21 protein-coding genes and 1 riboswitch are annotated in these 23,642 nt (G+C 67.6%); of the genes, 11 read left to right on the top strand and 10 right to left on the bottom strand.

Translation table 11 applies throughout. The features are described from left to right. Positions 1–39 precede the first annotated feature (39 nt). The 4 genes from ACFVM3_RS04625 (at position 40) to ACFVM3_RS04610 (ending at position 5,300) form a co-directional block, all read left to right on the top strand. The gene (locus tag ACFVM3_RS04625; RefSeq protein WP_125674121.1) at positions 40–1,788 is read left to right on the top strand and encodes a diguanylate cyclase; all 1,749 of its coding nucleotides are present in this window, start codon (positions 40–42) and stop codon (positions 1,786–1,788) included. A gap of 44 nt (positions 1,789–1,832) precedes the next feature. After that, positions 1,833–3,320 (top strand): bifunctional UDP-N-acetylglucosamine diphosphorylase/glucosamine-1-phosphate N-acetyltransferase GlmU, encoded by a 1,488-nt coding sequence (gene glmU / locus ACFVM3_RS04620; protein WP_378435546.1) that lies wholly within the window; start codon positions 1,833–1,835, stop codon positions 3,318–3,320. After that, positions 3,317–4,297, top strand: a complete 981-nt coding sequence (locus tag ACFVM3_RS04615; RefSeq protein ID WP_378435544.1) for a ribose-phosphate diphosphokinase — start codon at positions 3,317–3,319, stop codon at positions 4,295–4,297. Before glmU ends, ACFVM3_RS04615 begins: the two co-directional genes overlap by 4 nt. A gap of 127 nt (positions 4,298–4,424) precedes the next feature. Then, a complete protein-coding gene (locus ACFVM3_RS04610) occupies positions 4,425–5,300 on the top strand; it encodes a TIGR03621 family F420-dependent LLM class oxidoreductase (protein ID WP_378435542.1) in 876 nt (291 codons plus the stop codon). Here ACFVM3_RS04610 and ACFVM3_RS04605 read toward each other — a convergent pair. Both ACFVM3_RS04605 and ACFVM3_RS04600 read right to left on the bottom strand, forming a co-directional pair. Then, positions 5,294–5,911: an NAD(P)-dependent oxidoreductase gene (locus ACFVM3_RS04605; protein WP_378435540.1), complete on the bottom strand. Its 618-nt coding sequence runs from the start codon at positions 5,909–5,911 to the stop codon at positions 5,294–5,296. The genes ACFVM3_RS04610 and ACFVM3_RS04605 overlap by 7 nt on opposite strands. Before the next feature lie 96 nt (positions 5,912–6,007). Then, entirely contained in the window at positions 6,008–7,129 is a 1,122-nt protein-coding gene (locus ACFVM3_RS04600; RefSeq protein ID WP_378435539.1) for a hypothetical protein, read from the bottom strand. Between the two features lie 340 nt (positions 7,130–7,469). On the opposite strand from ACFVM3_RS04600, the gene ACFVM3_RS04595 reads away from it, so the two are divergent. The 4 genes from ACFVM3_RS04595 (at position 7,470) to ACFVM3_RS04580 (ending at position 9,530) form a co-directional block, all read left to right on the top strand. Then, positions 7,470–8,075 carry a 50S ribosomal protein L25/general stress protein Ctc gene (locus ACFVM3_RS04595; RefSeq protein ID WP_378435537.1) on the top strand — a complete coding sequence of 202 codons (606 nt, stop codon included), beginning with the start codon at positions 7,470–7,472 and terminating at the stop codon, positions 8,073–8,075. 10 nt (positions 8,076–8,085) lie between these two features. After that, positions 8,086–8,682: an aminoacyl-tRNA hydrolase gene (pth, locus tag ACFVM3_RS04590; RefSeq protein WP_378435535.1), complete on the top strand. Its 597-nt coding sequence runs from the start codon at positions 8,086–8,088 to the stop codon at positions 8,680–8,682. 159 nt (positions 8,683–8,841) lie between these two features. Next, complete coding sequence (locus tag ACFVM3_RS04585; protein WP_378435533.1) at positions 8,842–9,201, top strand: DivIVA domain-containing protein; 360 nt, start codon at positions 8,842–8,844, stop codon at positions 9,199–9,201. Further along, positions 9,201–9,530: a DivIVA domain-containing protein gene (locus ACFVM3_RS04580; RefSeq protein ID WP_378435531.1), complete on the top strand. Its 330-nt coding sequence runs from the start codon at positions 9,201–9,203 to the stop codon at positions 9,528–9,530. Before ACFVM3_RS04585 ends, ACFVM3_RS04580 begins: the two co-directional genes overlap by 1 nt. Positions 9,531–9,591: 61 nt before the next feature. Here the strand turns inward: ACFVM3_RS04580 and ACFVM3_RS04575 are convergent, their stop codons facing one another. From ACFVM3_RS04575 to rsmA, 5 genes are all read right to left on the bottom strand, one after another. After that, positions 9,592–11,283 carry a fatty acyl-AMP ligase gene (locus ACFVM3_RS04575; protein ID WP_378435529.1) on the bottom strand — a complete coding sequence of 564 codons (1,692 nt, stop codon included), beginning with the start codon at positions 11,281–11,283 and terminating at the stop codon, positions 9,592–9,594. A 51-nt stretch (positions 11,284–11,334) separates the two neighbouring features. After that, positions 11,335–13,107 carry an ATP-binding cassette domain-containing protein gene (locus tag ACFVM3_RS04570; RefSeq protein ID WP_378435527.1) on the bottom strand — a complete coding sequence of 591 codons (1,773 nt, stop codon included), beginning with the start codon at positions 13,105–13,107 and terminating at the stop codon, positions 11,335–11,337. A 67-nt stretch (positions 13,108–13,174) separates the two neighbouring features. After that, a complete protein-coding gene (locus ACFVM3_RS04565; RefSeq protein ID WP_007028772.1) occupies positions 13,175–14,140 on the bottom strand; it encodes a 4-(cytidine 5'-diphospho)-2-C-methyl-D-erythritol kinase in 966 nt (321 codons plus the stop codon). A 120-nt stretch (positions 14,141–14,260) separates the two neighbouring features. After that, entirely contained in the window at positions 14,261–15,271 is a 1,011-nt protein-coding gene (locus tag ACFVM3_RS04560; RefSeq protein ID WP_378435525.1) for a methionine ABC transporter ATP-binding protein, read from the bottom strand. A 211-nt stretch (positions 15,272–15,482) separates the two neighbouring features. Beyond that, a riboswitch (SAM riboswitch) is annotated at positions 15,483–15,573 on the bottom strand. 235 nt (positions 15,574–15,808) lie between these two features. After that, complete coding sequence (gene rsmA / locus ACFVM3_RS04555) at positions 15,809–16,645, bottom strand: 16S rRNA (adenine(1518)-N(6)/adenine(1519)-N(6))-dimethyltransferase RsmA (RefSeq protein ID WP_378435523.1); 837 nt, start codon at positions 16,643–16,645, stop codon at positions 15,809–15,811. Positions 16,646–16,685: 40 nt separating this feature from the next. Between rsmA and ACFVM3_RS04550 the strand changes: the two genes are divergently transcribed. Together ACFVM3_RS04550 and ACFVM3_RS04545 are read left to right on the top strand one after the other, a co-directional pair. Beyond that, on the top strand, positions 16,686–17,270 hold the full coding sequence (locus ACFVM3_RS04550) for a GNAT family N-acetyltransferase (RefSeq protein ID WP_378435521.1): 585 nt from the start codon (positions 16,686–16,688) through the stop codon (positions 17,268–17,270). Positions 17,271–17,416: 146 nt separating this feature from the next. After that, positions 17,417–18,421, top strand: a complete 1,005-nt coding sequence (locus ACFVM3_RS04545; RefSeq protein WP_378435519.1) for a DUF222 domain-containing protein — start codon at positions 17,417–17,419, stop codon at positions 18,419–18,421. A gap of 58 nt (positions 18,422–18,479) precedes the next feature. On the opposite strand, the gene ACFVM3_RS04540 is transcribed toward ACFVM3_RS04545, so the two are convergent. The 3 genes from ACFVM3_RS04540 to metG form a co-directional block, all read right to left on the bottom strand. Continuing rightward, complete coding sequence (locus tag ACFVM3_RS04540) at positions 18,480–19,859, bottom strand: transglycosylase family protein (protein ID WP_378435720.1); 1,380 nt, start codon at positions 19,857–19,859, stop codon at positions 18,480–18,482. Between the two features lie 412 nt (positions 19,860–20,271). Further along, positions 20,272–21,108: a TatD family hydrolase gene (locus tag ACFVM3_RS04535; RefSeq protein ID WP_378435517.1), complete on the bottom strand. Its 837-nt coding sequence runs from the start codon at positions 21,106–21,108 to the stop codon at positions 20,272–20,274. 7 nt (positions 21,109–21,115) lie between these two features. Continuing rightward, a complete protein-coding gene (gene metG, locus ACFVM3_RS04530; protein ID WP_378435515.1) occupies positions 21,116–22,909 on the bottom strand; it encodes a methionine--tRNA ligase in 1,794 nt (597 codons plus the stop codon). Between the two features lie 62 nt (positions 22,910–22,971). Here metG and ACFVM3_RS04525 point away from each other — a divergent pair, with 62 nt between their 5' ends. Then, positions 22,972–23,565: a PadR family transcriptional regulator gene (locus tag ACFVM3_RS04525; protein ID WP_378435513.1), complete on the top strand. Its 594-nt coding sequence runs from the start codon at positions 22,972–22,974 to the stop codon at positions 23,563–23,565. The last annotated feature ends 77 nt before the right edge of the window (positions 23,566–23,642 follow it).

Raw genomic sequence — 23,642 nt, 5'->3', positions numbered from 1 at the left:
CGAACAGATGACCAGCGGCGTTTTCAACGGTGGGGGTGTGTGCGGCTGACCGAGGACGCGACGACCAGTGGCAGGCGGCCGGCGCTTGCGGAGATGTCCGACGCCTGGCTCCACGGTCGCGCGCGCGAACTCGGGGCGGCCATCCAACGGGTCAGCTACGCCGAACAGCTGGACATCGTCACCAGCCTCGACGAGCTCCTCGACGAGACACAGCGCCGTGGCGAACCCTTGCTGGTTGCCCAGCTGCTGCGCTATTCGGCGATGGCCAGGCTGGTCACCCGCGGCCTCGCCGCCGAAGCCGAGCCCCGGCTCGACGAAATGCTCGCGCACACCAGGCGGCACGGGCTCGCGTTGATGCGGGCCGACGCGCACGCCATGCGCGGCCGCCGTCTGGTGATCGCCAAACAGGAGGACGCCGCCCTCACCGAGATCGCCAGGGCGCTGGCCATCCTCGACGACTCCGCGGTCCCGGACCGCCAGGTCGGCAGGCGCAACTGGGACCGGATGCTGTCCACGACCCTGGTCGACTGCTGGCTCGTGCTGAACCAGCTGGGCGTCTACGAGGCGGCCGAGGAGGCCATCGCCCGCGCCGCGCAGGCGATCCGCGACAGCGCGAGCCCGCACGAGATCGCGCTCCAGCTGATCAACCGGGTCAAGATGCTGCTGGGCTGGGGTCTGCGGCTCGAACGCATCGAGCGTTACGACGAGGGCGCGGACAAGTTCCGCACCGCGGCGTCGATGGCGCAGGCCGCCGAAGGCCCGTTCACCGAGTCGCTCTTCCCGCGCAAGGCCGGGGTGCCCGCGATCGACCAGGTCGGCGTGCTCGCCGCGGCCGCCGCGCTGGCGTCGCCCGATTCGTCGCATATCGAACGCCTGAACTCGCTGCTGCATCCGGAACTGGTGTTCCCGCACGAACGCGAGATCATCGCCATCGCGCTGGCCCGCTGCCTGGACAACGACGGCCGTCGCGAGGACGCCCTGCAGGTACTCAAAGAGGTCCGCGAAGACAACGAGGACGGCTCGCTGCCGTCGATGCGGTTGAACCTCGCCCGCGAGCTCGCCAGGCTCGACACCACCCCGGACTACGCGTCCGGGGCGAGCCAGTCGCTGATCGACTACGCGACCATCCTGGAAACGGAGATGTGGTCGCTGCGGGAATCGCAGATCGCCACGCTCAACGCGCGCCGCGAGCACGAACGCCTGTCCGCCGAGCACGGCGCGATCACCCAGCAGGCCCTCCAGGACCCGCTCACCGGGCTGCCGAACCGGCGCGCGCTCGACGAAAAGCTGCGTTCGCTGGCGTCGTCCGCCGACGCCCAGCCGCTCGCGGTCGCGCTGGTCGACCTCGACGGTTTCAAGGACGTCAACGACAAGCAGTCGCACGCCGAAGGCGACAACGTGCTCCGTGTCATCGCGAGCACGCTGCGCGACGCCCTGCGTGGCGACGACGTGGTCGCCCGCTACGGCGGAGACGAGTTCATCGTGCTTCTACCTGGGGCTCCGGCCTCCGCGGCGAAGCAGGCGCTGGGTCGTTCTGTGAATGCCGTCGCATCTCTGCCGCATCATCTTTCGCACGGCGTCACCCTCTCCGTCGGCCTCGTCTCGCTCCGCCCGCAGGAGCGGGCCGAGCAGGTCCTCGCCCGCGCCGACGCGGCCATGTACCAGGCGAAACGCGGCGGCGGGAACCAGGTTTCGTCGGTGAACTCGATGGCCATCGACCCGGCGACCGGATGGCCCGGCGAGGATGCTCCGACCGACCCCGCGTGGGACTCCGAGCAGCCCACGTAGGATCAATGCCCGACAACCACCGTTGGTGAAATGTTGGGAGAGCCGTGACCGGCCCGCTGAGCACGTTGATCCTCGCCGCGGGTGAGGGCACCCGCATGCGTTCGTCCACCCCGAAGGTGCTGCACCCGATCGCCGGCCGCCCGTTGGTCGAGCACGCGGTGCGGGCCGCCGCGGGACTGAACCCGGAGCACCTGGTCGTCGTCATCGGCCACGGCCGCGACTCGGTCGGCGCCCGGCTGGAAAAGGTCGGCGAGGCACTCGGCCGCCAGGTCGTCACGGCCGTCCAGGAAGAGCAGAAGGGCACCGGGCACGCCGTCTCGTGCGCGCTCTCCGCGCTGCCCGCCGGACTGACCGGCACCGTCGTCGTCAGCTACGGCGACGTCCCGCTGCTCGACACCGAAACGCTCGCTTCCCTGGTCGCCGAGCACACCTCCACGGGTAACGCGGTCACCGTGCTGACCGCGGTCGTCGGGAACCCGACCGGTTACGGCCGGATCATCCGCGACGAAAACGGCGTCGTCACCGCGATCGTCGAGCAGAAGGACGCCACCCCCGAACAGCACGAAATCGCCGAGATCAACTCCGGCGTCTACGCCTTCGACGCTTCGGTCCTCGTCGACGGGCTCTCTCGGCTTTCGACGGACAACGCGCAGGGCGAGCTCTACCTCACCGACGTCCTCGGCATCGCCCGCGGCGACGGCAAGGGCGTCGGCGCGCTGGTCATCGACGACCCGTGGGTGACCGAAGGCGTCAACGACCGGGTCCAGCTCTCCGTCCTCGGCGCCGAGCTGAACCGCCGGATCGTCCGTGGCTGGCAGCAAGCGGGCGTCACCGTCGTCGACCCGGCGAGCACCTGGATCGACGCGGGCGTCACCCTGTCGCGCGACGTCGTCATCGAGCCCGGCGTGCAGCTGAAGGGTTCGACCTCGGTCGGCGAGGGCGCGCAGATCGGCCCGGACAGCACCCTGGAGAACGTCTCCGTCGGCGCGGGCGCGTCGGTGGTGCGGACCCACGGTTCGGATTCGGAACTGGGCGACGGCGTGAAGGTCGGCCCGTTCACCTACCTGCGTCCCGGCACCAAGCTGGGGACCAAGGGCAAACTCGGCGCTTTCGTCGAGACGAAGAACGCCGACATCGGCGCCGGCACGAAGGTCCCGCACCTGACCTACGTCGGCGACGCGACCATCGGCGAGAACAGCAACATCGGGTGCTCCAGCGTCTTCGTCAACTACGACGGCGTGAACAAGCACCACACCACGATCGGCTCCCATGTGCGGCTCGGCGCGGACAACACGTTCGTCGCCCCGGTGACCATCGGCGATGGCGCCTACAGTGGGGCAGGCACCGTGATCAGGCAAGACGTGCCCCCGGGCGCGCTCGCCGTGTCCACCGGGCCGCAGCGCAACATCGAAGACTGGGTGTCCCGGCGCAGGCCGGGCACACCCGCGGCGGAAGCAGCTTCCGCCGCGAAGCAGGACACCACCGCCGTGTCCGATTCAAACAAGGGAAACGACGGGGAGTCGCCAGCATGAGCTCGAAGTCCGGAACACCGAAGAAGAACCTGATGCTCTTCTCCGGGCGCGCCCACCCGGAACTCGCGGAAGAGGTCGCCAAGCACCTCAACGTGTCGGTCGTTCCGCAGACCGCGCACAACTTCGCCAACGGGGAGATCTTCGTCCGGTTCAACGAATCGGTGCGCGGGACCGACGCGTTCGTGATCCAGAGCCACCCCGCTCCCATCAACGAATGGGTGATGGAGCAGCTGATCATGGTGGACGCCCTCAAGCGCGCGAGCGCCAAGCGGATCACCGTGATCATGCCGTTCTACCCGTACGCGCGGCAGGACAAGAAGCACAAGGGCCGCGAGCCGATCTCCGCGCGCCTGATCGCGGACCTGTTCAAAACCGCGGGCGCCGACCGGATCATGACGGTCGACCTGCACACCGCGCAGATCCAGGGCTTCTTCGACGGCCCCGTCGACCACCTGCTCGCGCAGAACGTGCTGGCCGCGCACATCAACAAGACCTACCACGGCGAGAACATCACCGTCGTCTCGCCGGACTCGGGCCGCGTGCGGCTTGCGGAGAAGTGGGCGGCGCAGCTGGGTGACCGGCCGATCGCCTTCATCCACAAGACCCGCGACCCCGACAAGCCGAACCAGGCCGTCGCGAACCGCGTCGTCGGCAAGGTCCGCGGGCAGCTGTGCGTGCTGATCGACGACATGATCGACACCGGCGGCACCATCGTGAAGGCGACCGAGGCCCTTCTCGACGAAGGCGCGTCCGACGTCGTCATCGCCTCGACCCACGGCATCCTGTCCGACCCCGCCACCGAGCGGCTGTCGAACTGCAAGGCGCGCGAGGTCATCGTCACCAACACGCTGCCGATCCCGGAGGAGAAGCGGTTCCCCGGGCTGACCGTGCTGTCCATCGCGCCGCTGCTGGCGCAGGCGATCCAGCAGGTCTTCGAGGACGGGTCGGTCACGTCCCTCTTCGACGGCAACGCCTGATCCAGGAGAAGCAAGGGACCTTTGCTATCGCTCTCTTTCGGAGAGTGACAGCAAGGGTCCCTTGCTCGTTTTCGGCTCCTCGCGAAACGACGCGCACCCGGCCGCCCGGCGTGGCTAGGTTCCGTACATGGGGAATTTCAAGTTCGGCGTGAACCTGTGGGGCGCCGAGAACCGTGAAGACTGGGTCGCGAAGTGCCGCCGCGTCGAGGCCCTCGGATACGACGTCATCTCCGTGCCCGATCATCTCGGCCCGGGACGGAACGCGCCTTTCCCGGCGCTGACCATGGCCGCCGCGGTGACCCAACGGCCCCGCGTCGGCACTCTCGTTTCCAATATGGCCTTCTACAACGCCGCGCTCTTCGCACGCGAAGTCGTCACGACGGTGAAGATGACGGGCGACCGGCTGGACCTCGGGCTCGGCTCCGGCCACATGAAATCGGAATTCGACGAGGCAGGCCTGCCGTGGATCCCGGCCAAGGAACGTATCGAGTACCTCGCCGAGAGCCTTGACCACCTGCGGGAACACTTCGCAGGTGAAGGAATCACGCCTCCCCCGCTGCTCCTCGCGGGCAACAGCGACGGCGTGCTCTCCCTCGCCGCCCGCGAAGCCGACATCGCCGGCTTCGCGGGGCTTTGTCAAGCACCGGGGAACCCGCCGGGCACGTTCCGGCTCGACGACGCCGAGCGCATGGACGAACGCGTCGCCTTCTTCCGCTCACACGCGAACGGCCGCGATCCCGAACTGAACATGCTCGTCCAGCGGGTCGTCGTCACGGACGACCGGCGCGCGGCCGCCGAAGCCTGGCGTGAAGAGGTCAAAGACCAGGACGGCCTCGACGTCGACGCCCTGCTCGAAACGCCCCAATTGCTTTTCGGCACCGTCGCCGAGATCGTCCGGCAGCTCCATGAGCGTCGCGAACGATACGGCTTCTCCTACATCACGGTGTTCGAACCGATGCTGGAAACGTTCGCGCCGGTCGTGCGGGAACTGTCCGGTCAGTAAGCGACGCAGAAACGCTGACGGCGGTGTTCCGGCTTGTCGATCTCATCGACGAACGCGATCGCGTAGTCGGCGCCGCCGATCTTCGAACCGCCGTTCTCGTCGGTCAGGAGCACGTCGCCGCCGAGCCGGAACTCGCCGGTCCGCTCGCCCTCGGCCCACGCGCCGAACTCCGCGGCCGGGCTGACGTAGAACCAGTCGACGTCCTCGGGAAGCTTCCGGAACGCTTCGAGCACCTCGGCGTGCGCACCCGCTTCACCCTTGTACTCGTCCGGGAAATCGGGGGTGTCGATCAGGCGCGGACCGCCTTCGGCCACGTGCAGGCTGCCCGCCCCGCCGACCACGCCGATCCGCGCGCCGTTGTCCCTCGCGACCTGAGCGATCGAGGGTACCGCGTCCAGCAGACCGCTCTGCCCGTGAACCGCGATGACCAGGACGTCGGCGCCCTTGGCGACATCGGCCAAGAAAGCCTCGTCGTAGAGCGAGCCCGCCCTGGTCCCCTCGCCTTCGGCGTTCCTGGACACCACCAAGACGTCGTGACCGCGGCCGCGTGCCTCCGCGGCGATCTTCCCGCCGGCGTACCCGGTCCCTCCGAACACAACCACTTTCGCCATCACGTTTCTCCTTTTTCATCGGCGACCACGCCGATGCTAAGAACGCGAGTTCGGCTACTTCAACGTATGCAACGCACCCCGAGGTGAGCGTGCAGGTCAGCCGCCCAGCGTGGCGAACTCGGACTTGAGCTTTTCGCGAACGGCGTTGACGTCGACCGGAGCCCGGACCTCACCTTTGGCCGACGGCTTCGCCTGGACCTGATAGCTGGCGTTCCGATTCGGCAGTTTGAACTTGACCTCGCAGGACATGCTCGTCGTGGTGTCCGGCGCCGCGTCGGCGTCCGCCGTGCAGCTCTGCGCGCCGAGGGACTGCGCCGTGAAGTCGACGGTCAGCTTCAGGTGCACGGGCGTCCCGCTCACGCCGCCGATGACGGAGTTGGCGACGTCGATGGTCGCCCGGCAGGTCCCGACGAAATCCGTGCAGTCCAGTTTGTCGTTGACGACGGTGACCCTGACCTGGGTGAGTGCGTCGAACGGCTGCCCGATCCCGCCGATCGCGCCGTCCAGATCCGTCTGGAGCTTCTTGAGCGCCTCCCCGGCGAGCGACTCGACCCGCATCTCGGCACCGAGCGTCTTGCCACCCGCCGCGGCGACGAGGGAAGGCGCGAAACTGACGACACGATGCGGCGCCGCGGTGGTCACCCGCAGTGTTCCGAGTCCGCTCCCGACGTCGTAGACCTCGGTCCCGTCGGGCAACTTCGAACGAACAGGATCGGTCAGCGGGTTCATGCCGGACACCGCGGTCCTGAGTGTCGACGCGGCCTTGCGCGGGTCGAGCACCTCGACGACGTTCACCGGCAGATCCGAGCTGTCCGTACGGACCCAGTTGGTGCCGTACTGGTCGCTGTCGCCGAGCCCGTGCGCCTTCCAGTACTCCGGCGTCGCCGAGAGGTACAGCTGCTTGTCGGCGGAGATGACCTGGATGGTCTGGCCATCGACCGGCAGCGCGCCGTGCGCGCTCCCGTTCCGGGTGATCCGGAACTGCAGTTCCGCGGGCTGACCCGACGCGTCCTTGATCGTCGACTTGTACACGACGGCCGGAGCCTGCTCCAGCGCCTTCAGCGCGCTTTCGACGGCGCCGCGCTGCTCCGCGCGCCGATCCACCCGCTGCTGTTCGGCGGGCGAGATCCCGGCCGCCCCGTCGATCGCGACGTCACAACCGGCCACGAGGCAGCACAGGGCGGCGATCGCGCCGATCTTCGACCGTCGTGCCGGCATCCCGTCCCCTTAGTCTCGCGTGCGAGCAGATCACACCCTAGAAAAGGGGTCGCGCACCACCACATCCGCGGGTTCGCGAAGCAGCTGTCACCGACTTGTCACCTGTACGAGCCACCCGGCGGGACCCCCGCACGACCGGTTGGTCTACACTTTCCCGGTCTCGGCGAGGCGGGTTCCGTGAGCACCTGGTGCCCGACGTGATCGACGCGGCGGCTTGAGTGGCCACACGCGGTCGAGCACGCCTGTGGAATTCGCCGCCGAACACCAGAACCGCCCCGAACCATCCCCACCTCAGCATGATTTCGCTGAACATGTTGGTGAATTGAAGGAGTGCTACACCGTGTCCGAGGTACGCCTGTCCGTCGAGCCCCGCACCGAATTCGGCAAGGGTGCCGCGCGCCGCACGCGTCGCGCCGGCAAGATCCCCGCGGTGCTGTACGGGCACGGCTCGGAACCGCGCCACTACGCCCTGCCCGCCATCGAGTTCGCCCGCGTCGTGCGTGAGAACGGCAGCAACGCCGTCATCACCCTCGACCTCGAGGGCAAGAGCGAGCTGGCGCTGACGAAGACCATCGTCGTCCACCCGCTGAAGAACTACATCGAGCACGTCGACCTGCTGGTCGTCATCCGCGGCGAGAAGGTCACCGTCGACATCCCCGTCGTCGTCACCGGCACCCCCGGCCCGGGCACCCTGGTCACCACCGACCTCGACGCCATCCAGATCGAGGTCGAGGCGCTGCACATCCCCGAGCAGGTCGAGGTCTCGGTCGAGGGCGTCGTCGCCGGCACCCAGATCAACGCGTCGGACGTGGTCCTGCCGAAGGGCGCCACGCTGGTCACCGACCCCGACGCCCTGGTCGTCGCCGTGAACGAGTCGCCGTCCGAGTCCGCGCTCGAGGGCGACGAGGCCGAGGCTGCGGAGACCACCGCCGAGGACGCCGAATAAAGTCACCGATGTGACCGAAGCAGTACTTCCCGGGGCCGGCGAGCAGATCCTGCTCGTCGGCCTCGGCAATCCCGGCCCCCAATACGCGGGCAACAGGCACAACGTCGGCTTCATGGTGCTCGACGAACTCGCGCGCCGCGTCGGCGGCAAGTTCAAGACCCACAAGAGCGGCGCCGAAGTCCTCGAAGGCAGGCTCGCCGGCCAGCGAGTGGTCCTGGCGAAGCCGCGCTCGTACATGAACCTCTCGGGCGGTCCTGTCGTTGGCGCGGCCCGGTTCTACAAGATCCCCCCGGCCGGTGTCGTGGTCGTCCACGACGAGCTCGACGTCGACTTCGGCGCCCTCAAGATGAAACTGGGCGGCGGCGACAACGGGCACAACGGTCTCCGCTCGATCACCAAATCGCTGGGCACGAAGGACTACTACCGGGTCCGGTTCGGTGTCGGCCGCCCTCCGGGACGGCAGGATCCGGCGGATTTCGTGCTGAAAGACTTCTCGACGGTCGAACGCAAAGAGCTCGCTTTTGAGATCGATCGTTGCGCCGACGCCGTTGAAGCGCTTATCAGCACCGGTCTCGCCGCGGCCCAGAATACCTTCCACGCTGGGTGAACCCGCTCACATGGCAGTGCGTTACACCTCGTCACTCGAAGGCGTTTCACCACGCCCCTGATCGAGTCGTGGAATAGCGCGAGCTCTTCCGGGGAACTCTCAAACCCGTTAGGACGGAATGCGGAGATCGCATTCCCCACCGAAACCGGAGAGAGTTTCATGTCGTTTACGGCCGAAGACATCACCGGCGCCACTTTCCCGAACGCCCCGATCGGGCGCCGCGGATATGCCAAACACGAGGTCGACGCGTTCTTGGAACGGATCGCCGACACGATCTCGGACCGGGACGACCTGACGGCCGCCGAGGTCCACCACGTCATGTTCTCGCGTCCGTTGATCGGTAAGCGCGGCTACGACGAACGCGAAGTCGACGATTTCCTCGACAAGGTCGAAGCACAGCTCGCCCAGCGGACCGGCCAGCACGCGCTCGTCGTGCCCGGCGCCCGCGAAGAGGACGAGGCGACCGTCGAACGCGCCGTTCCGGACCGAGGCCCCGTCGAGTTCCTGCGGGAGCGCTAGTGCCCGTCACCGCCTTCGAGGCCAGAACCCGGCAGTTCGACCGGGCGCCGATCGGCGCCCGCGGCTATCACGAACCCGCGGTCGACGCCTTCCTCGAACGGGTCGCGGCGACCCTCGACGGCGATGACGACCTGTCGGTTTCGGATGTCCACAACGTGGCGTTCGCCAAAGCCCCGCTGTCGAAGCGAGGCTACGACCCGGCAGCCGTCGACGCGTTCCTGCGAGACGTCGAAGGAACACTGGCAGGGCTGTCCCGTTCCGACGGCTACTACATAGCGCCCGCTTTGGAGCACACCCATACCCGCAAGCCGCCTTGGCGACGCCGCTGACCATCGGGAGGTGCAGCGAAAAGGCCGGGTCCGCGATGTTCGCGGACCCGGCCCTTTCGTGTCAGCCGGTCGCCGCGTTCTTGGCGATCTTGTCCGCGAACTGGACGGCGGTCGCGGCCCGCTTCACCTTGCCCGAGGGCGTCTTGGGCAGGCTTCCCGCCGGGAGCACCACAACCGCGAAGGGCCGCATGTCGACGGCGCCGCGCACCTTGGCCGCGACCTCCTTCGCCAGCGCCTTCTCCGTTTCCGGATCGCCTGCGAGTTTCGACTCGACCACGACGGCGAACCGTTCACGGCGGCTTCCGGCGTCGAGCCGCACGGCCACGGCGTTCCCCGCCCGGACTCCCTCGACCGAGGTCGCCGCGCGTTCGATATCGGTCGGGTACAGGTTCCGGCCGCCCATGATGATGACGTCCTTGCGACGGCCACAGATGACGATCATGCCGTCGACCAGATAGCCGAGGTCACCGGTGAGCAGCCAGCCGTCCTCGTCCTGTGTCGCGAGCGGCCCTTCCATCGTCAGGTACCCCGGTGTCACGGCCTCGCCGCGCAGGCGGATCTCCCCGACCTCGCGTTCTCCGAGCACGGTTCCCTTGTCGTCGACGATCTCGGCCTCGAGCCCGTCGAGCGGCGGCCCGAGCACCGCGAACGACCGGACTTCGTCGGTACCCCGACGCGGGTCGCCCTCAGGAACCGGCACCGCGCGGTTGTCCGCCTCGAGCGCGTCGGCCTCGACGACGTCCAGCGTCAAGCCGGTGAACAACGGCGCGAACGAAACCGCGAGAGTCGCCTCCGCCATGCCGTACGCGGGGAACACGCATTCGGCAGGCATCTTGAAGCGGGCTCCAGCCTCGACGAACGTGTTCACGGCCGTTTCGTCGATCGGCTCGGCGCCGTTCAGCGCGATCCGGAGCTTCGAAAGGTCGTACGCGTCGTCGTCCTCGACGCGGGCCATCCGCCTGCCGACGATCGCGTACGCGAAGTTCGGCGCGGCCGTGGTCGTGCCGTTGTATTTGCTGATCAGCTGCGGCCAGATCAGCGGTCCCGACAGGAACTCGAGCGGCGTGATCTTGACGAGCTCGACGCCGAACGTCATCGGGACCGTCAGGAAGCCGACCATCCCCATATCGTGGAAGGTCGGCAGCCAGGAGACCATCACGTCGACGTCGAAATCGAACTCGGCCCGGTCGACCATCGCCTTGACGTTCGAATACAGGTTCCCGTAGGTGATCCGAACGGCCTTCGGGTCGGCTGTCGACCCGCTGGTCAACTGCAGGAGAGCGGTGTCCGATTCGGCTGTCGGCACGGGCTCCGCCAGCGGTTCGGCCTCGAGCAGCTCGGTGATGACCTGGAAGGCGATGCCGTGCTCCGTGAGCACCGGCGCCAGCTGATCGAACGGCTCACCAAGCAGAACCAGGTCGGACCCGATCATCCGCAGCACGCGAACGGTGTCCTCGGCCCATTCGGCGAGGTCGGTGCGCTGCGTCGGCTGGTGCAGCATCGTCACACTGCCGCCGGCGAGCCAAACCGCCTGAACCGTCGGCGCGATCAGCGACGGCGCCGCCGCCAGTACCGCGACCGCTTTGCCGGGCTCCAGCCCAGCCGCAACCAGACCCCCGGCGACCCGTTTGGCCTGCTCGTGAATCTCGGCCCACGTACGCCGAACCGGCTCCTTGGGCTCCCCGGTGACCATTCCACGCTGCTGACCTCGCCCCGCCGCGGTGGCGACGAGCGTGTCCACGAACCGACTCATGCGCGTCACACTACTGTCCGCGCTGAACGACCCGCTCACCGTCGAGCGATCTCATTCGATCGCTTCGGAGGTCTCGAGCCACTGGGCCTCGACCTCCTCCTTCTCCGTTTCGACGGCTTTCAATTCGGTGTTCAGCTCGATGAGTTTCGTCGGGTCGGTCGCCGCGGCGAGCAGCGCCGCATGCAGCTTCTCTTCCTTCGCGTGCAGCTGGTCGAGCTTGCGCTCGAGGCGGGACAGCTCCTTCTGGGCCGCCCGCTGTTCCGCGGCGTTCTTCTTGGGTGCGGAGGCTTGCGCGTTGCCGGTCTTCCGGTCTCCGCCGGCCTTCTCAAGGCTCTTGGCGCGCCGGTCGAGGTACTCCTCGATCCCACCAGGCAGGTGGGTCACCTGCCCGTCCCCGAACAAGGCCACGATCGTGTCGCAGACGCGTTCCACCAGGTATCGGTCGTGCGAAACGACGACGAGGCTGCCCGGCCAGGAATCCAGCAGATCTTCGAGCTGCTGCAAGGTGTCGATGTCGAGATCGTTCGTCGGTTCGTCGAGCAGCAGCACGTTGGGCTCGGCCATCAGAAGCCGGCACAGCTGCAGACGGCGCCGTTCACCCCCGGAAAGGTCCTCGACCGGCGTCCACTGCCTCGCGGCGGGAAAACCCAGCTTTTCGGCCAGCTGGGAAGCGGTGAGCTCCTGCTTGCCGAACACGACCCGGCCGGAGACCTCTTCGATCGCCTGCAGCACGCGCAGATCGCCCGGCAGGTCGTCGAGCTCCTGGCGCAGGTGCGCGAGGCTGACCGTCTTGCCCTGGATCCGTCGTCCCGTCTCGGGCTCCCTGTCGCCGCCGAGCAGCTTGAGGAGCGTCGTCTTGCCGGACCCGTTGACGCCGACCAGGCCGATCCGATCGCCGGGCCCGATCCGCCAGGTGACGTGATCGAGGAGGGTGCGGTCGCCGACGGTCAACGTGGCGTCCTCGATCTCCAGCACGGTCTTCCCCAACCTACGGCGGGCGAACGCCTGCAGCTCGACCGAATCGCGCGGTTCCGGCACGTCGGAGATCAGTGCCTCCGCCGCCTCGACGCGGTAGCGCGGCTTCGACGTCCTGGCCTGCGGACCGCGACGCAGCCACGCGAGCTCTTTACGGGCCAGGTTCTGCCGCTTTTCCTCGGCCGTCGCCGCCAGCCTCGCCCGCTCGGCCCGCGCGAAGATCCAGTCGGCGTATCCGCCTTCGTACTGTTCGACGCGACCGTTGGCGACCTCCCAGGTCACACTCGCGACCGTGTCGAGGAACCACCGGTCGTGGGTGACGACAACGACCGCGATCTTGCGGTTGAGCAGGTGATCCGCGAGCCAGCGCACGCCTTCGACGTCGAGATGGTTGGTCGGCTCGTCGAGGACCACGAGGTCCAGTTCACCGGTGAGGGCGGCCGCCAGCGCCACCCGGCGGCGTTCGCCACCGGACAGGTTCGCCGTTTCCTTGTCGATGCCGAGAGCGGTGATGCCCAGACCATCCATAATGGATCGGACTCGCGCGTCGGCGGCCCACTCGTGCTCCGCGCCGTAGCGCTCCAGCACGACGTCTCCGACCGTGCTGCCGTCGGGAAGTTCGGTCCGCTGGGTGACCACGGCCATCCGCAGGCCGCGGACTTGGCTGACGCGTCCCGTGTCCGGCTCGCTGATCCCCGCGAGGACCTCCAGCAGCGTCGTCTTCCCGCCCCCGTTGAGACCGACGACACCGATACGCTGCCCCTCCGCCACACCGAGCGAAACACCGTCGAGCAGCGGGCGCACCCCGAAGGACTTGCTCACCGACTCCAGGTTGACCAAGTTGGCCATGCCTCAGCCGATCCTTTCCAAAAGCTCGCACCACAAACGAATTAGTCGGTGTCCATCTCGGACACCCTCATGCGTGCACCCGAGGCGGCGACGGCCGCGGCGCGTCGTCGCCGCCGACCAGCCGGGCTCCGGGTACCGGACCGTGCGCGACGCGCACCGTGCGACAGACACCCGCGCCGGACAGCTCCGCGGCCACCTCGACGGCCGACTGGGCATCCGCGCACAGGAAGGCACAGGTCGGCCCGGATCCGGACACGGTGCCGGCGAGCGCGCCCGCGTTGACCCCCGCCCTCAACGTGCGGCGCAGCCCTGGACGCAACGAGACAGCGGCCGCCTGCAAATCATTGCCGAGAAGCAGCGCCAGCTGCCGTGGGTCGCCGGATGCCAGCGCCTCCACCACCGGAGTGTGCGAGCCGATTCGCGGCGGGCTGCCCTCTTCACGCAACTTGTCCAGCTCGCCGAACACCCGCGGAGTCGAAAGCCCACGCTGATCGAAGGCCAGGACCCAGTGGAAGGTGTGCCTCGACAAGACCGGCACCAGCTGCTCGCCTCGGCCGGTGCCCAGCGCCGTCCCGCCGTAGAGCGCGAAAGGAACATCGCTACCGAGCTTCGCGGCGATACCCGCCAGTTCATCCCGGGAGATGTCGAGTTTCCAAAGCGACGCGAGCCCCACCAGCGTCGCGGCCGCGTCGGCACTGCCACCGGCCATCCCACCCGCGACCGGGATGCCTTTGCGCAGCACGACTCTGACCTTGGACTCGCCGTCCGCCTTACCGACATGGGCCGCCAACGCCTGCGCCGCCTTCCAGGCGAGGTTGTTGGCTCCTGTCGGTACGGAACCTTCACCTTCGCCGTAGACCTCGACGCCCGGGTCCTCGGTGACCGCGACAGTCACCTCGTCGGTCAGCGAAAGCGCCTGGAACACGGTCACCAGCTCGTGGTAACCGTCCGGGCGTACGTCTCCGACCGACAGGTGCAGGTTGACCTTGGCGGGAACCCTGACGGTCACTGGGGGCGGTACGACGGCGAGCACGCGTCAAGCCTACGTGGCCGCTCCACTTGCGCTGTCACCAGGAGAAAGAGAATGGACGGGTCAAACACGAACGGGCCGCCCCGGACGAGGTTCGTCCTGAGCGGCCCGTTCGTGGAGAAATCAGGCGGCGACACCCTGCGGTCCGCGGACCGGATGGGTCACGTGGCCGCCACGTTCGGCGATCCAGGCGAGCGCCGCGTCCGCGCGCTCACCACGCACCCCGAGGCGGAACCGGCCGACCGGCGTGTCGCCGATCCGGGTCAGGCCGCCCCCGATGGTGGCGAGCTCGACGTCGAAGCGACCGGCCGCCTCCGGCAGCAGCGCACCGACCGAGGCGAAGCCGACGAGCACGACGTCCACCGCGCGGTCGTACTTCGAGGCCTGTGCCCGCCCGGTTTCGATGGCGGGAAGCAGCGCCTGCGCGGTCCGGCTGTTCGGGTCGGAGACCAGGTCGAGCACGGTTCCGCGTTCGATGATCGCGCCGGCCTCCAGAACCGCGACGTCGTCGCAGACACGGCGGACCACGCCGGCGTCGGGGGTCGTGAGCAGCACGGTGACGCCGAGCTCGGCGCGCGCCCGGTCGAGCACGGTCAGGACCGCACCGGACTCCTCGGGCTGCACGCCCGCGGTCGGGTCGTCGGCCAGGAGCACGGACGGCCCGGCAGCCAGAGCTTTGGCGATGGCCACCCGGCGCAGCTGCCCCGCCGACAGGTCGCCCGGTCGCTGCCCCGCACGAGGGGTGAGCCCGACCAGATCGAGCAGATTGCCGACCCGGGTGCGGCGCTGCGGCCCGTCAAGGCCGAGCTGCTCGAGCGGCGAAGCGATGTTGCCGGCAATGGTGCGTTCGGCGAGCAATTCCGGCTTGGTGCTCACGACTCCGACCTGGCGCCGGATTTCGCGGAGCCGACGTCCGTCGAGTGTCCCGGTGTTGAGGCCGTCGAGACGAACGACGCCTCGGTCGGGACGCTCCTGAAGACCGATGCACCGAGCGAGAGTCGATTTGCCGGAGCCCGCCGGACCGACGACTCCGAACAGCGAGCCGGCTTGGATGTCCACGCTCACATCGCGCAGTGCGACGACAGGGTTTCCGTTGAGGGGAAAGGACTTGGACAGGTTTTCGACAGTGATCACGAAGGGCTCCATGCACATGGGGCGCTGCATCTTTCGAGCGCGCCAACCGTCACCGAGTAACCGTCCGGGAACGGACGGAATCAGAGATAAGGGGAAAGACTCAGGCAGTAACGGTGGAGCGTCGACACGCACTTACCGTGCGGCGACCTTCATCGACGACACGTCGCCTGGTCAGCAGGAGCGGGTGGGTGACCCTGTTCATTAGGCACAGCCTCCATCGGTCCTGGCTGTAGCACCTGCCCTGTGGAGGGTGGTTGCTGCGACTTCGGCGAGCCAGGTCTCTCAGTCGCTCGGGATGGCTCATTGAGTAAAACCGATCCCACCGGATGAAAGCAAGCGCGTAGGCGCAGATCACACGTCCGGCCGCGTCCATCATACAGGATGGGTTGCCCATATTCTGAGATGCTCATGGATCTCTCAAGCTCTCAATTGGGGCGCTGCCTGCTAAGACGAGTCCGCCCTTGTCGAGAATCACGCGGCCGCACAGCCTCGGCCTGCCGCCGTTCGCGCGGCTTCGGTCACACCTGCGACAGGTGGTCAGCTCGCGGCCGCGGCGATCCGGGCGAACTGATGAACGTCCAGCTGCTCCCCGCGGGTCTTGGGGTCGATACCCGCCTTTTCGAGCAATTCCCCCGCGCGTTCGGCGGAACCGGCCCACGACGCCAACGCGGCACGCAAGGTCTTCCGCCGTTGCGAGAAGGCGGCGTCGACGACCGCGAACAACCGCTCCCGATCCACGGACGAGACCACGTCGCCCCGTTCGAACGCGACCAAGGCGGAGTCGACGTTCGGAACGGGCCAGAACACCGCCCGGGGCACCGCAGCGACCTTGCGCGTCTTCCCGTACCAGGCGAGCTTGACGCTGGGCACGCCGTAAGTCCGGCTTCCCGGCCCCGCCGCCATCCTGTCCGCGACTTCGGTCTGGACCATTACGAGACCGCTGGCCAGCGACGGCAGTTCGGCGAGCAGGTGGAGCACGACGGGAACGGCGACGTTGTACGGCAGGTTCGCGACGAGCGCCGTCGGCCGTGCGGGCAGATCGTCCGCGGTGATCCGCAATGCGTCCGCGCCGACGACCGTCAGCCTTTCGCCCCCGCCTCGTTCGGCCACGGTGCTCGGCAGCCGCCCCGCCAGGACAAGATCGATCTCGACCGCGACGACCTCGGCGCCGGTCGCGAGCAATCCGAGTGTCAGCGAGCCGAGGCCCGGCCCGACCTCCAGGACGACGTCCCCTTCACCAATCCCCGAGAGGTCGACGATGCGGCGCACAGTGTTGGGATCGTGCACGAAGTTCTGGCCGAGCTTCTTGGTCGGACGTACGTCCAGCTCGGCCGCCAGCGCCCTGATTTCCGCAGGACCGAGCAGTTCAGTCACCCGACGATCGTAACCAGGTCCGATAAGCCACGATTGGCCGGTGGACGACGTCGTACTCGATGGAGAAAAAGTCCGGCTGCGCGACTGGCGCCCGTCAGACCTCGAGCCTCTCCTCTACCTACTCGATCCCGCGCGGCCTTGGCACGAAACGAACGGGCCCTACTTCGGCACCCCGACCATGGCCGCCGCCGAATCCACGGCGCGCGAACTCACCACGATCAAGTCCGATCCGCCCGATCCTCGTACCAGCCTCGCCGTGTGCGATCTGAGGGACGGAAGACTGATCGGCCGGGTCAGCTGGTACTGGGAAAGCAGACAGACCGACTGGCGGCGGATGGGGCTGGTCATCTACGACGAGCGGTATTGGGGCGGCGGGTTCGGCACCGAGGCCTTGCGCATGTGGACGACCTACTTGTTCTCCCGCACCGACGCACTCCGCCTGGACTTCGCCACGTTCTCGGGTAACCCGGGAATGATCGCCGTCGGGCGACGGCTTGGCTTCATCGAGGAAGGCCGGTTCCGGCGCGCCCGCCGCTGGTCCGGCGGCGTCCACGACGCCGTCGTCTACGGGGTACTCCGCGAGGAGTGGGACCGGATGCATCACCAGGGGAAGGGGCCGGCCTGATCCCGCCCCAACCATCCGTACGGCTTTCCGAAGCGACACGCATCCCACTCAAGTGTGATCGGCGCAGGTTCGCGCCGCCGGAGCGTGATGATCATCCACCCGATCGATACCGTGCATTCGTTCGAATCTGCCTCGACAATCGAGGGATGACCAGCACAAACATTCCCAAGGCCTTCCCGCTCAACCTGCCGGAAGGTGACGCCGAACTGCTCCTCGACGAGTTGCAGACGCGGCTACGCGAAGGGCGACGTCTTGTCGCCGAAGTCGGCCAGATCCTGGCCGAGATCGAGTCACGTGGTGTCCGTGAGCTCTACGGACACAACTCGATCGCCGTCTTCTACGAACATGTGGCCCGGGTGCCTCGGGCAGAGGCCCAGAGAGTGACCGGCAGAGCGCTGGCGCTCAATTCGAGACGGGCGCGCGACGGCACGTCGATCGACCCCGTCGCGCCCCTGACCGGTACCGCGGCCACCACCGGCGCGCTTGCCGAGGCCAGCATCGACCGGATCGTCACGGTCATGAAGCGGCTGCCCGAGCACGTCACCGCGAGCGCACGCCTCGAGGCCGAGGAGGGCTTGGTCGAGCTCGCCCGCGTCGCGAGACCGCGCGACGTCACGGTGGCGGGCACAGAACTGCTCGCACAACTGGACCCGGATGGAAAACCCAAAGACGACCCCGCTCCGCAAAGGCGGCGGAGCGAGTTCTGGTTACGCCAGAAACGAACCGGCCGTTGGGATATGCGCGGCGACCTCGATGCCGAGACAGGCGCCCGCCTGAACGCGCTCCTGGTGCCGCGGGCCTATCCGGTCCCCGATGGAGAAGCCGACGATCGTTCGCCTGCCGGAAGGCGTGGTGACGCGTTCACGGAGATAGTCGAGCTCGCGGAAACCGGCCCGGACATCCCCTTGCCCCGGACGAGCTCAGAGAAGGTCGCCAAGCAGCCTCAGGCCGCCGAACCCGCCGAGGAGCCCGTAAACCGTCCCAGGCCCGCCCAGGCGCCGCCTCAGGGCCGCCAAAGCCCGCCTCGCGGTGGTGGTGCGCGAGAACCGTCCAGGAACGTGGCCCACATACGGCCTGCGCGCTGGTGGGCGAGGCTCTCGAGACCGAGAGCCGGGAACCCGACTCAGCCTCCGAAGCCCCTAACGGCCTGAAGGCCGCCTTGCGGGCGAACCCGCACGGCGACCTTCAGGAAAGGAGAATGATCTGGCGTCAGGCCTTCTTGCCACAGTGCGGCCAAGCGCCGTAACCGCCACGGTCCTCGCGGACCTTCTCGGCGACAGCGATCTGCTGGGCCTTGCTGGCCTGGTGCGGGTACGCGGCGTACTGGTCGCCACCGTAGGCGTCCCAGGTGCTCTTGTTGAACTGCAGGCCGCCGTAGTAGCCGTTGCCGGTGTTGGCGGACCAGTTGCCGGTCGACTCGCACTGCGCGATGCGGTCCCAGGCGCCGGCGTCTCCGATGACCGGATCGGCGGGCTTCTTAGTACCGACCTTGACGATCTTGGGCTTGGCCTCGGTGAGGACCTCCTCCGAGACCTTCTCGCGGCCGACCTCTTTGCCGTTGCGCTTGGTGACCTTGTAGGTCACGGTCTTCTCGCCGGGGGTACCCGGGTCCTCGACCTTGGTCTTGCCCTTTTCGAGGTTCGGGTCGTCGACCTTCTGCTCGGGCGGCGCGATCGTCTCGTTCTGCTTGACCATGGTGACGCCGGTCCGGCTGATGTGGACCTCGGCGCCGTCGACCAGCTTGACGTCGAGACCGCCGACGGCCTCGTCGTCCGGGCCGAGGGTCATCCGGAGCTCACCGAGGAATTCCTTGGTGGTGACCGAGTTGGTCTGAACCTTGCGCGGTTCGTTCGCGCCGTCATAGACGGTGACGTTCTTGAGAGTCTTGACCTCGACGGTGGCACCTTCGAGTGGCAGCTCGCCATTCTGCGGGAGCGAGGTCCAGGTGCCGGCCTTGGCGAGGTCGGCTCGACCGAGCTGGTTCAGCGCGTCGCCGAGGTTGGTCGCGCGGACCCAGGACTCCTGCTGCGGTGCGCCGTCGACGATCAGGTTGAGCTTGCGACCGCGCTCCAGCTTGATGACGCCGCCGTCGCCCACCTCGGCCTGAGGCGAGGGCGAGAGCGAGTCGTGCGCGCCGACCGAGAGGCCGGCGTCTTCGAGGACCTCGCCGACGGTGTCGCCGAAGCTGTGGACGGTCTGCTGCTTGCCGTCGACGTCGAGCGTGACACTCTTGTTCATCGCCATCGCGGCCGCGCCGCCACCGCCGAGGGTGAGCAGCACCGCCATGACGGTTCCCTTGAGGAAACGCTTCTTCCAGACGCGGGTCGCGCTCGAGATGACCTCGTCCTTGGTCGCGGCCTTCATCGGCGCGCCCGCGGTGCGGTCCTCGGCCAGCTCGTCCGGGATGACGATCGGCGGGAGCATGGTGGTCTCGGCGCTGATGAGGCGGATCAGCTCGTCGACGTCGACGTTGATCTCGGCCATCAGGGTGTCGGCGTCGGGGCCGAGCGCGGCCAGGACGTCCTGGTGCGTGATACGCGGATCGTCGGAGTAGTCCAGCTCGCCGTACTGAGTGTCGCGGTCGAGCACGGCAACCGAACCGGCGGAAGCGAAGGTGTTCGTCTCTGCGCCGAGGCGCGAGCCATCCTGCCTACTGCTACCAGTCACTGGGTCGTTCCCTTTCCCAAGACGTCGAGGAGCTCGACAACCACTCCACTACGTCCTTCGTCTCGATGCGCGCTTCGCACACCTCTAGAAGTCCGACACCCGCAGCCAGCGCCATCGTCACGGTTCCAGGCCGTACCTCTCCTGGTTCCGCTTCCCCGACGTGCACTGACGTGACTGTGGGCGTATCAGCCGGAAACCGCATGAACGGGTACCGACCGGCACGATCACGGGACAGTAACGAACCTCGCCGGGTTGCGCAAACACCGCCCGGAGTGTCGTGACGTTGGTCACTCATCAGAGTGGACCATTGCTGATCACTAATGTCGCAATCCGTTCAAGCGGTGGTGACTGTCGGCAATCCGAAGACCCGTTCAGCGGTCTTTCGGACCGATTCGGCCACCTCGTGTACCGCCTCGCCCCTGAGCGACGCGAGGTGCCGGACCGTGTAGGCGGCGCAGTAGGGCTCGTTCGGTCGCCCACGGAACGGATGCGGGGTCAAGAACGGCGCGTCCGTTTCGACTAGGTACTGGTCCGCCGGAACGATCCGCGCCGCCTCGTGGAGCCCGCGGGCGTTACGGAAGCTGACCGTGCCGGCGAACGAAAGCACGTATCCCGCGTCGACGCAGCGGCGCGCGATGTGCCCGTCTCCGGAGAAGCAGTGGAAGACGACCTGCTCGGGCGCTCCCTCTTCCTCGAGGATCCGGAGGACGTCGTCGTGGGCGTCCCGATCGTGGATCATCAGCGGTTTGCCGATCCGCTTGGCGAGATCGATATGCCACCGGAAGGCGTCCTGCTGGGCGTCGTGGGGCGAGTAGTCCCAGTAGTAGTCGAGGCCGGTCTCGCCGACCGCGACCACTCTGGACTCTCTGGCGAGACTCTCCACTTCGGATTTCTCGGGTTCGCCGAAATCCTTGGTGCGCGTGGGATGGATCGCGACGGCGGCCCAGACCCGTGGGTCCCAAGTGGACGCTTCCGCGGCCCACCGGGCGGCCGCGAGATCGTCCGCGACGGTGATCACCCGCGAAACACCGGCGCGTTCGGCGCGGTCGACCATGGCTGTCACGTCAGCCGCGGTGACCGCGCCGCACGCGTCGAGGTGGGTATGCGCGTCCACCACCGATACCGGCAACCTGTCCGGGATCGGCGGCAGTTCCTTCTTCTCCGCACCCATCAGTCGGTCATTTCGAGATCGGCGCCCATTCGGGACCGGTCTCGCCGAGTTCCGGGTCCAGCTTGGCGAACAGCGGGGTCGGCTTCTCCAGCGGCTTGCCGACCTCGATCGGCACGGACTTCCAGCGCGCCTGCTCGGCCTTGTAGTCCCCGGTGATGATGGGGTTGATCCGGCCGGGGATGTCGAGGTCCTCGACTTCCTGAAGCTCGGGCTGGGCCGCCCAAACGCCGGTGCCGCCGAGCGCCTCGTGCACCTTCTGCGCCGAGTGAGGCAGGAAGGGGGTCAGCAGCGTGTTGGCGTCAGAGACGACCTGAAGCGCGGTGTGCAGAACACTGTCGCGCCGGGCGGGGTCGTCCTTGAGCTTCCAGGGCTCCTGGTCCGACAGGTACCGGTTCGCGGCGGTGACGACGCGCATGGCCTCGCTCGCCGCGGCCTTGAACCGTGACCGCTGTAAGTGGGCACCGGCGGTGTCGAACGCCTTGCGGGAGAGCTCCTTGAGCTCCTCGTCGGCGGCCGTGGGGGCATCGGGACGAGGAATGGCTCCGACATTCTTGTGAGCCATCGAGATGGACCGGTTGACGAGGTTGCCCCACTCGTTGGCCAGCTCGAAGTTGGTCCGGCGGACGAATTCGTCCCAGGTGAAGTCGGTGTCCTGGGTCTCGGGTCCCGCGACCGAGATGAAGTACCGCAGCGTGTCCGGGCCGAAATCGCGAAGGAAGTCGTGGACGTAGATGACCGTGCCGCGCGAGGTCGAGAACTTCGAGCCGCTCATGGTGAGGAACTCGCTGGAAACGATCTCGTCGGGCAGGTGCAGCTTGCCGTACCTGCCCGCGACGCCGCCTCGATCACCCTCGCCGTTGTGGCCGAACAGCAGAGCGGGCCAGATCTGGGCGTGGAAGGTGATGTTGTCCTTGCCCATGAAGTAGTAGGAGCGGGCGTCCGGGTTGTTCCACCACTCCTGCCAGGCGTCCGGGTTGCCGGTGCGCCGCGCCCACTCGACGCTCGCCGAGAAGTAGCCGATGACCGCGTCGAACCAGACGTAGAAACGCTTGAGCGGCTGGTCGCGCCAGCCGTCCAGCGGGATCTTCACGCCCCAGTCGAGGTCGCGGGTGATCGGCCGCGGCCGCATGTCGTCGATCAGGTTCTTCGTGAAGTTGAGGACGTTCGGACGCCAGTCGGTCTTGCTGGACAGCCACTTGCCCAGCGTGTCGACGAACGCCGTCAGGTCGAGGAAGTAGTGCTCGGTTTCGACGAACTTCGGCGTTTCACCGTTGATCCGGGACTTCGGGTTGATCAGCTCGGCGGCGTCGAGCTGGTTGCCGCAGTTGTCGCACTGGTCGCCGCGGGCGCCGTCGTAACCGCAGATCGGGCACGTGCCTTCGATGTACCGGTCGGGCAGGGTGCGGCCGGTCGAGGGGCTGATCGCGCCACGGGTCGTCTTGGGGACGACATAGCCGTTGCGGTGCAGCGCGAGGAAGATCTGCTGCGTGACCTCGGCGTGGTTGCCTGTGGTGGTGCGGGTGAACAGGTCGTAGGTGAGGCCGAGCCCTTGCAGGTCCTGGCCGATCTGACGGGTGTACTTGTCGGCCGTCTGCTGGGAGGTCATGCCTTCTTTGTCGGCCTGGACGGTGATCGGGGTGCCGTGTTCGTCGGTACCGGACACCATGAGCACCCGGTTGCCGGCCATTCGCTGGTAGCGGGAGAAGACGTCGGACGGGACGCCGAATCCGGACACGTGGCCGATGTGGCGGGGGCCGTTGGCGTAGGGCCAGGCCACCGCAGTCAACACTGGGGTGCTCATGCTTGTTTAGCCTACGGACGTCGTCTAAGGCATTGTTGTCCGGGAGAGGATCGGAGGCCTCGGTGTCCGCCACGCGTCTGCTGGTGCTGGGTGTCGTGCGCATGTACGGGAAGGCACACGGCTACCAGGTCCGGCGCGAGCTTCTCTCGTGGGCGGCCGACAAATGGGGCAATGTCCAGCCGGGTTCGATCTATCACGCGCTGAAGAAGATGACCACCGAAGGCCTGCTGGAACAGGTCGAGGACGTCGAACCTGGCGGCGGGCCCGATCGGGTCGCCTACCGGCTGACCGAAGACGGCGAGACCGAGTTCGTCGTGCAACTCGGCAGGGCGTTGTCGAGCGACGACGCCACCGGGTACTCGCTATCGGCGGCGGTCACGTTCATGCCGACCCTTCCCCGTGCGCAGGTACTGGCCCTGCTGAAGCAGCAGCTGGCGAACATGGAAGCGCACGCTCAATCGACCCACTACGCCCGTGAGCACGCCGTCGATCTGGGGAAACCGCCGCACGTGAGCGAGCTGTACCGCCTATGGAGCGCGCACGCGGAAGCGAACGTGACGTGGATGCGGGATTTGATCGGCCGTCTCGAAGCCGGCGAGTACGTGATGGCGGGCGAAGGCGACCACGAGGCCGTGTTCGGCGCGCCGCCCAAGTAATCAAATTTGACTACGGAACGACTCCTGGGGCACAGTGCGTCCTGCCACTAGTCAAACTTGACTAGCTGAACGCCTGA

It is taken from the genome of Amycolatopsis sp. NPDC057786 (assembly GCF_042797905.1).
Taxonomy (GTDB): domain Bacteria; phylum Actinomycetota; class Actinomycetes; order Mycobacteriales; family Pseudonocardiaceae; genus Amycolatopsis.
The sequence above is the reverse complement of the archived record's forward strand: the minus strand, read 5'-3'. Positions and strand labels throughout refer to the sequence as shown.

Bases quoted from the DNA above. Each gene is read 5' to 3' on its own strand.
- ACFVM3_RS04615 (WP_378435544.1), top strand. From the start codon at position 3,317: ATGAGCTCGAAGTCCGGAACACCGAAGAAGAACCTGATGCTCTTCTCC.
- ACFVM3_RS04610 (WP_378435542.1), top strand. From the start codon at position 4,425: ATGGGGAATTTCAAGTTCGGCGTGAACCTGTGGGGCGCCGAGAACCGT.
- ACFVM3_RS04605 (WP_378435540.1), bottom strand. From the start codon at position 5,911: ATGGCGAAAGTGGTTGTGTTCGGAGGGACCGGGTACGCCGGCGGGAAG.
- ACFVM3_RS04600 (WP_378435539.1), bottom strand. From the start codon at position 7,129: ATGCCGGCACGACGGTCGAAGATCGGCGCGATCGCCGCCCTGTGCTGC.
- ACFVM3_RS04585 (WP_378435533.1), top strand. From the start codon at position 8,842: ATGTCGTTTACGGCCGAAGACATCACCGGCGCCACTTTCCCGAACGCC.
- ACFVM3_RS04575 (WP_378435529.1), bottom strand. From the start codon at position 11,283: ATGAGTCGGTTCGTGGACACGCTCGTCGCCACCGCGGCGGGGCGAGGT.
- ACFVM3_RS04570 (WP_378435527.1), bottom strand. From the start codon at position 13,107: ATGGCCAACTTGGTCAACCTGGAGTCGGTGAGCAAGTCCTTCGGGGTG.
- ACFVM3_RS04545 (WP_378435519.1), top strand. From the start codon at position 17,417: ATGACCAGCACAAACATTCCCAAGGCCTTCCCGCTCAACCTGCCGGAA.
- ACFVM3_RS04535 (WP_378435517.1), bottom strand. From the start codon at position 21,108: ATGGGTGCGGAGAAGAAGGAACTGCCGCCGATCCCGGACAGGTTGCCG.
- metG (WP_378435515.1), bottom strand. From the start codon at position 22,909: ATGAGCACCCCAGTGTTGACTGCGGTGGCCTGGCCCTACGCCAACGGC.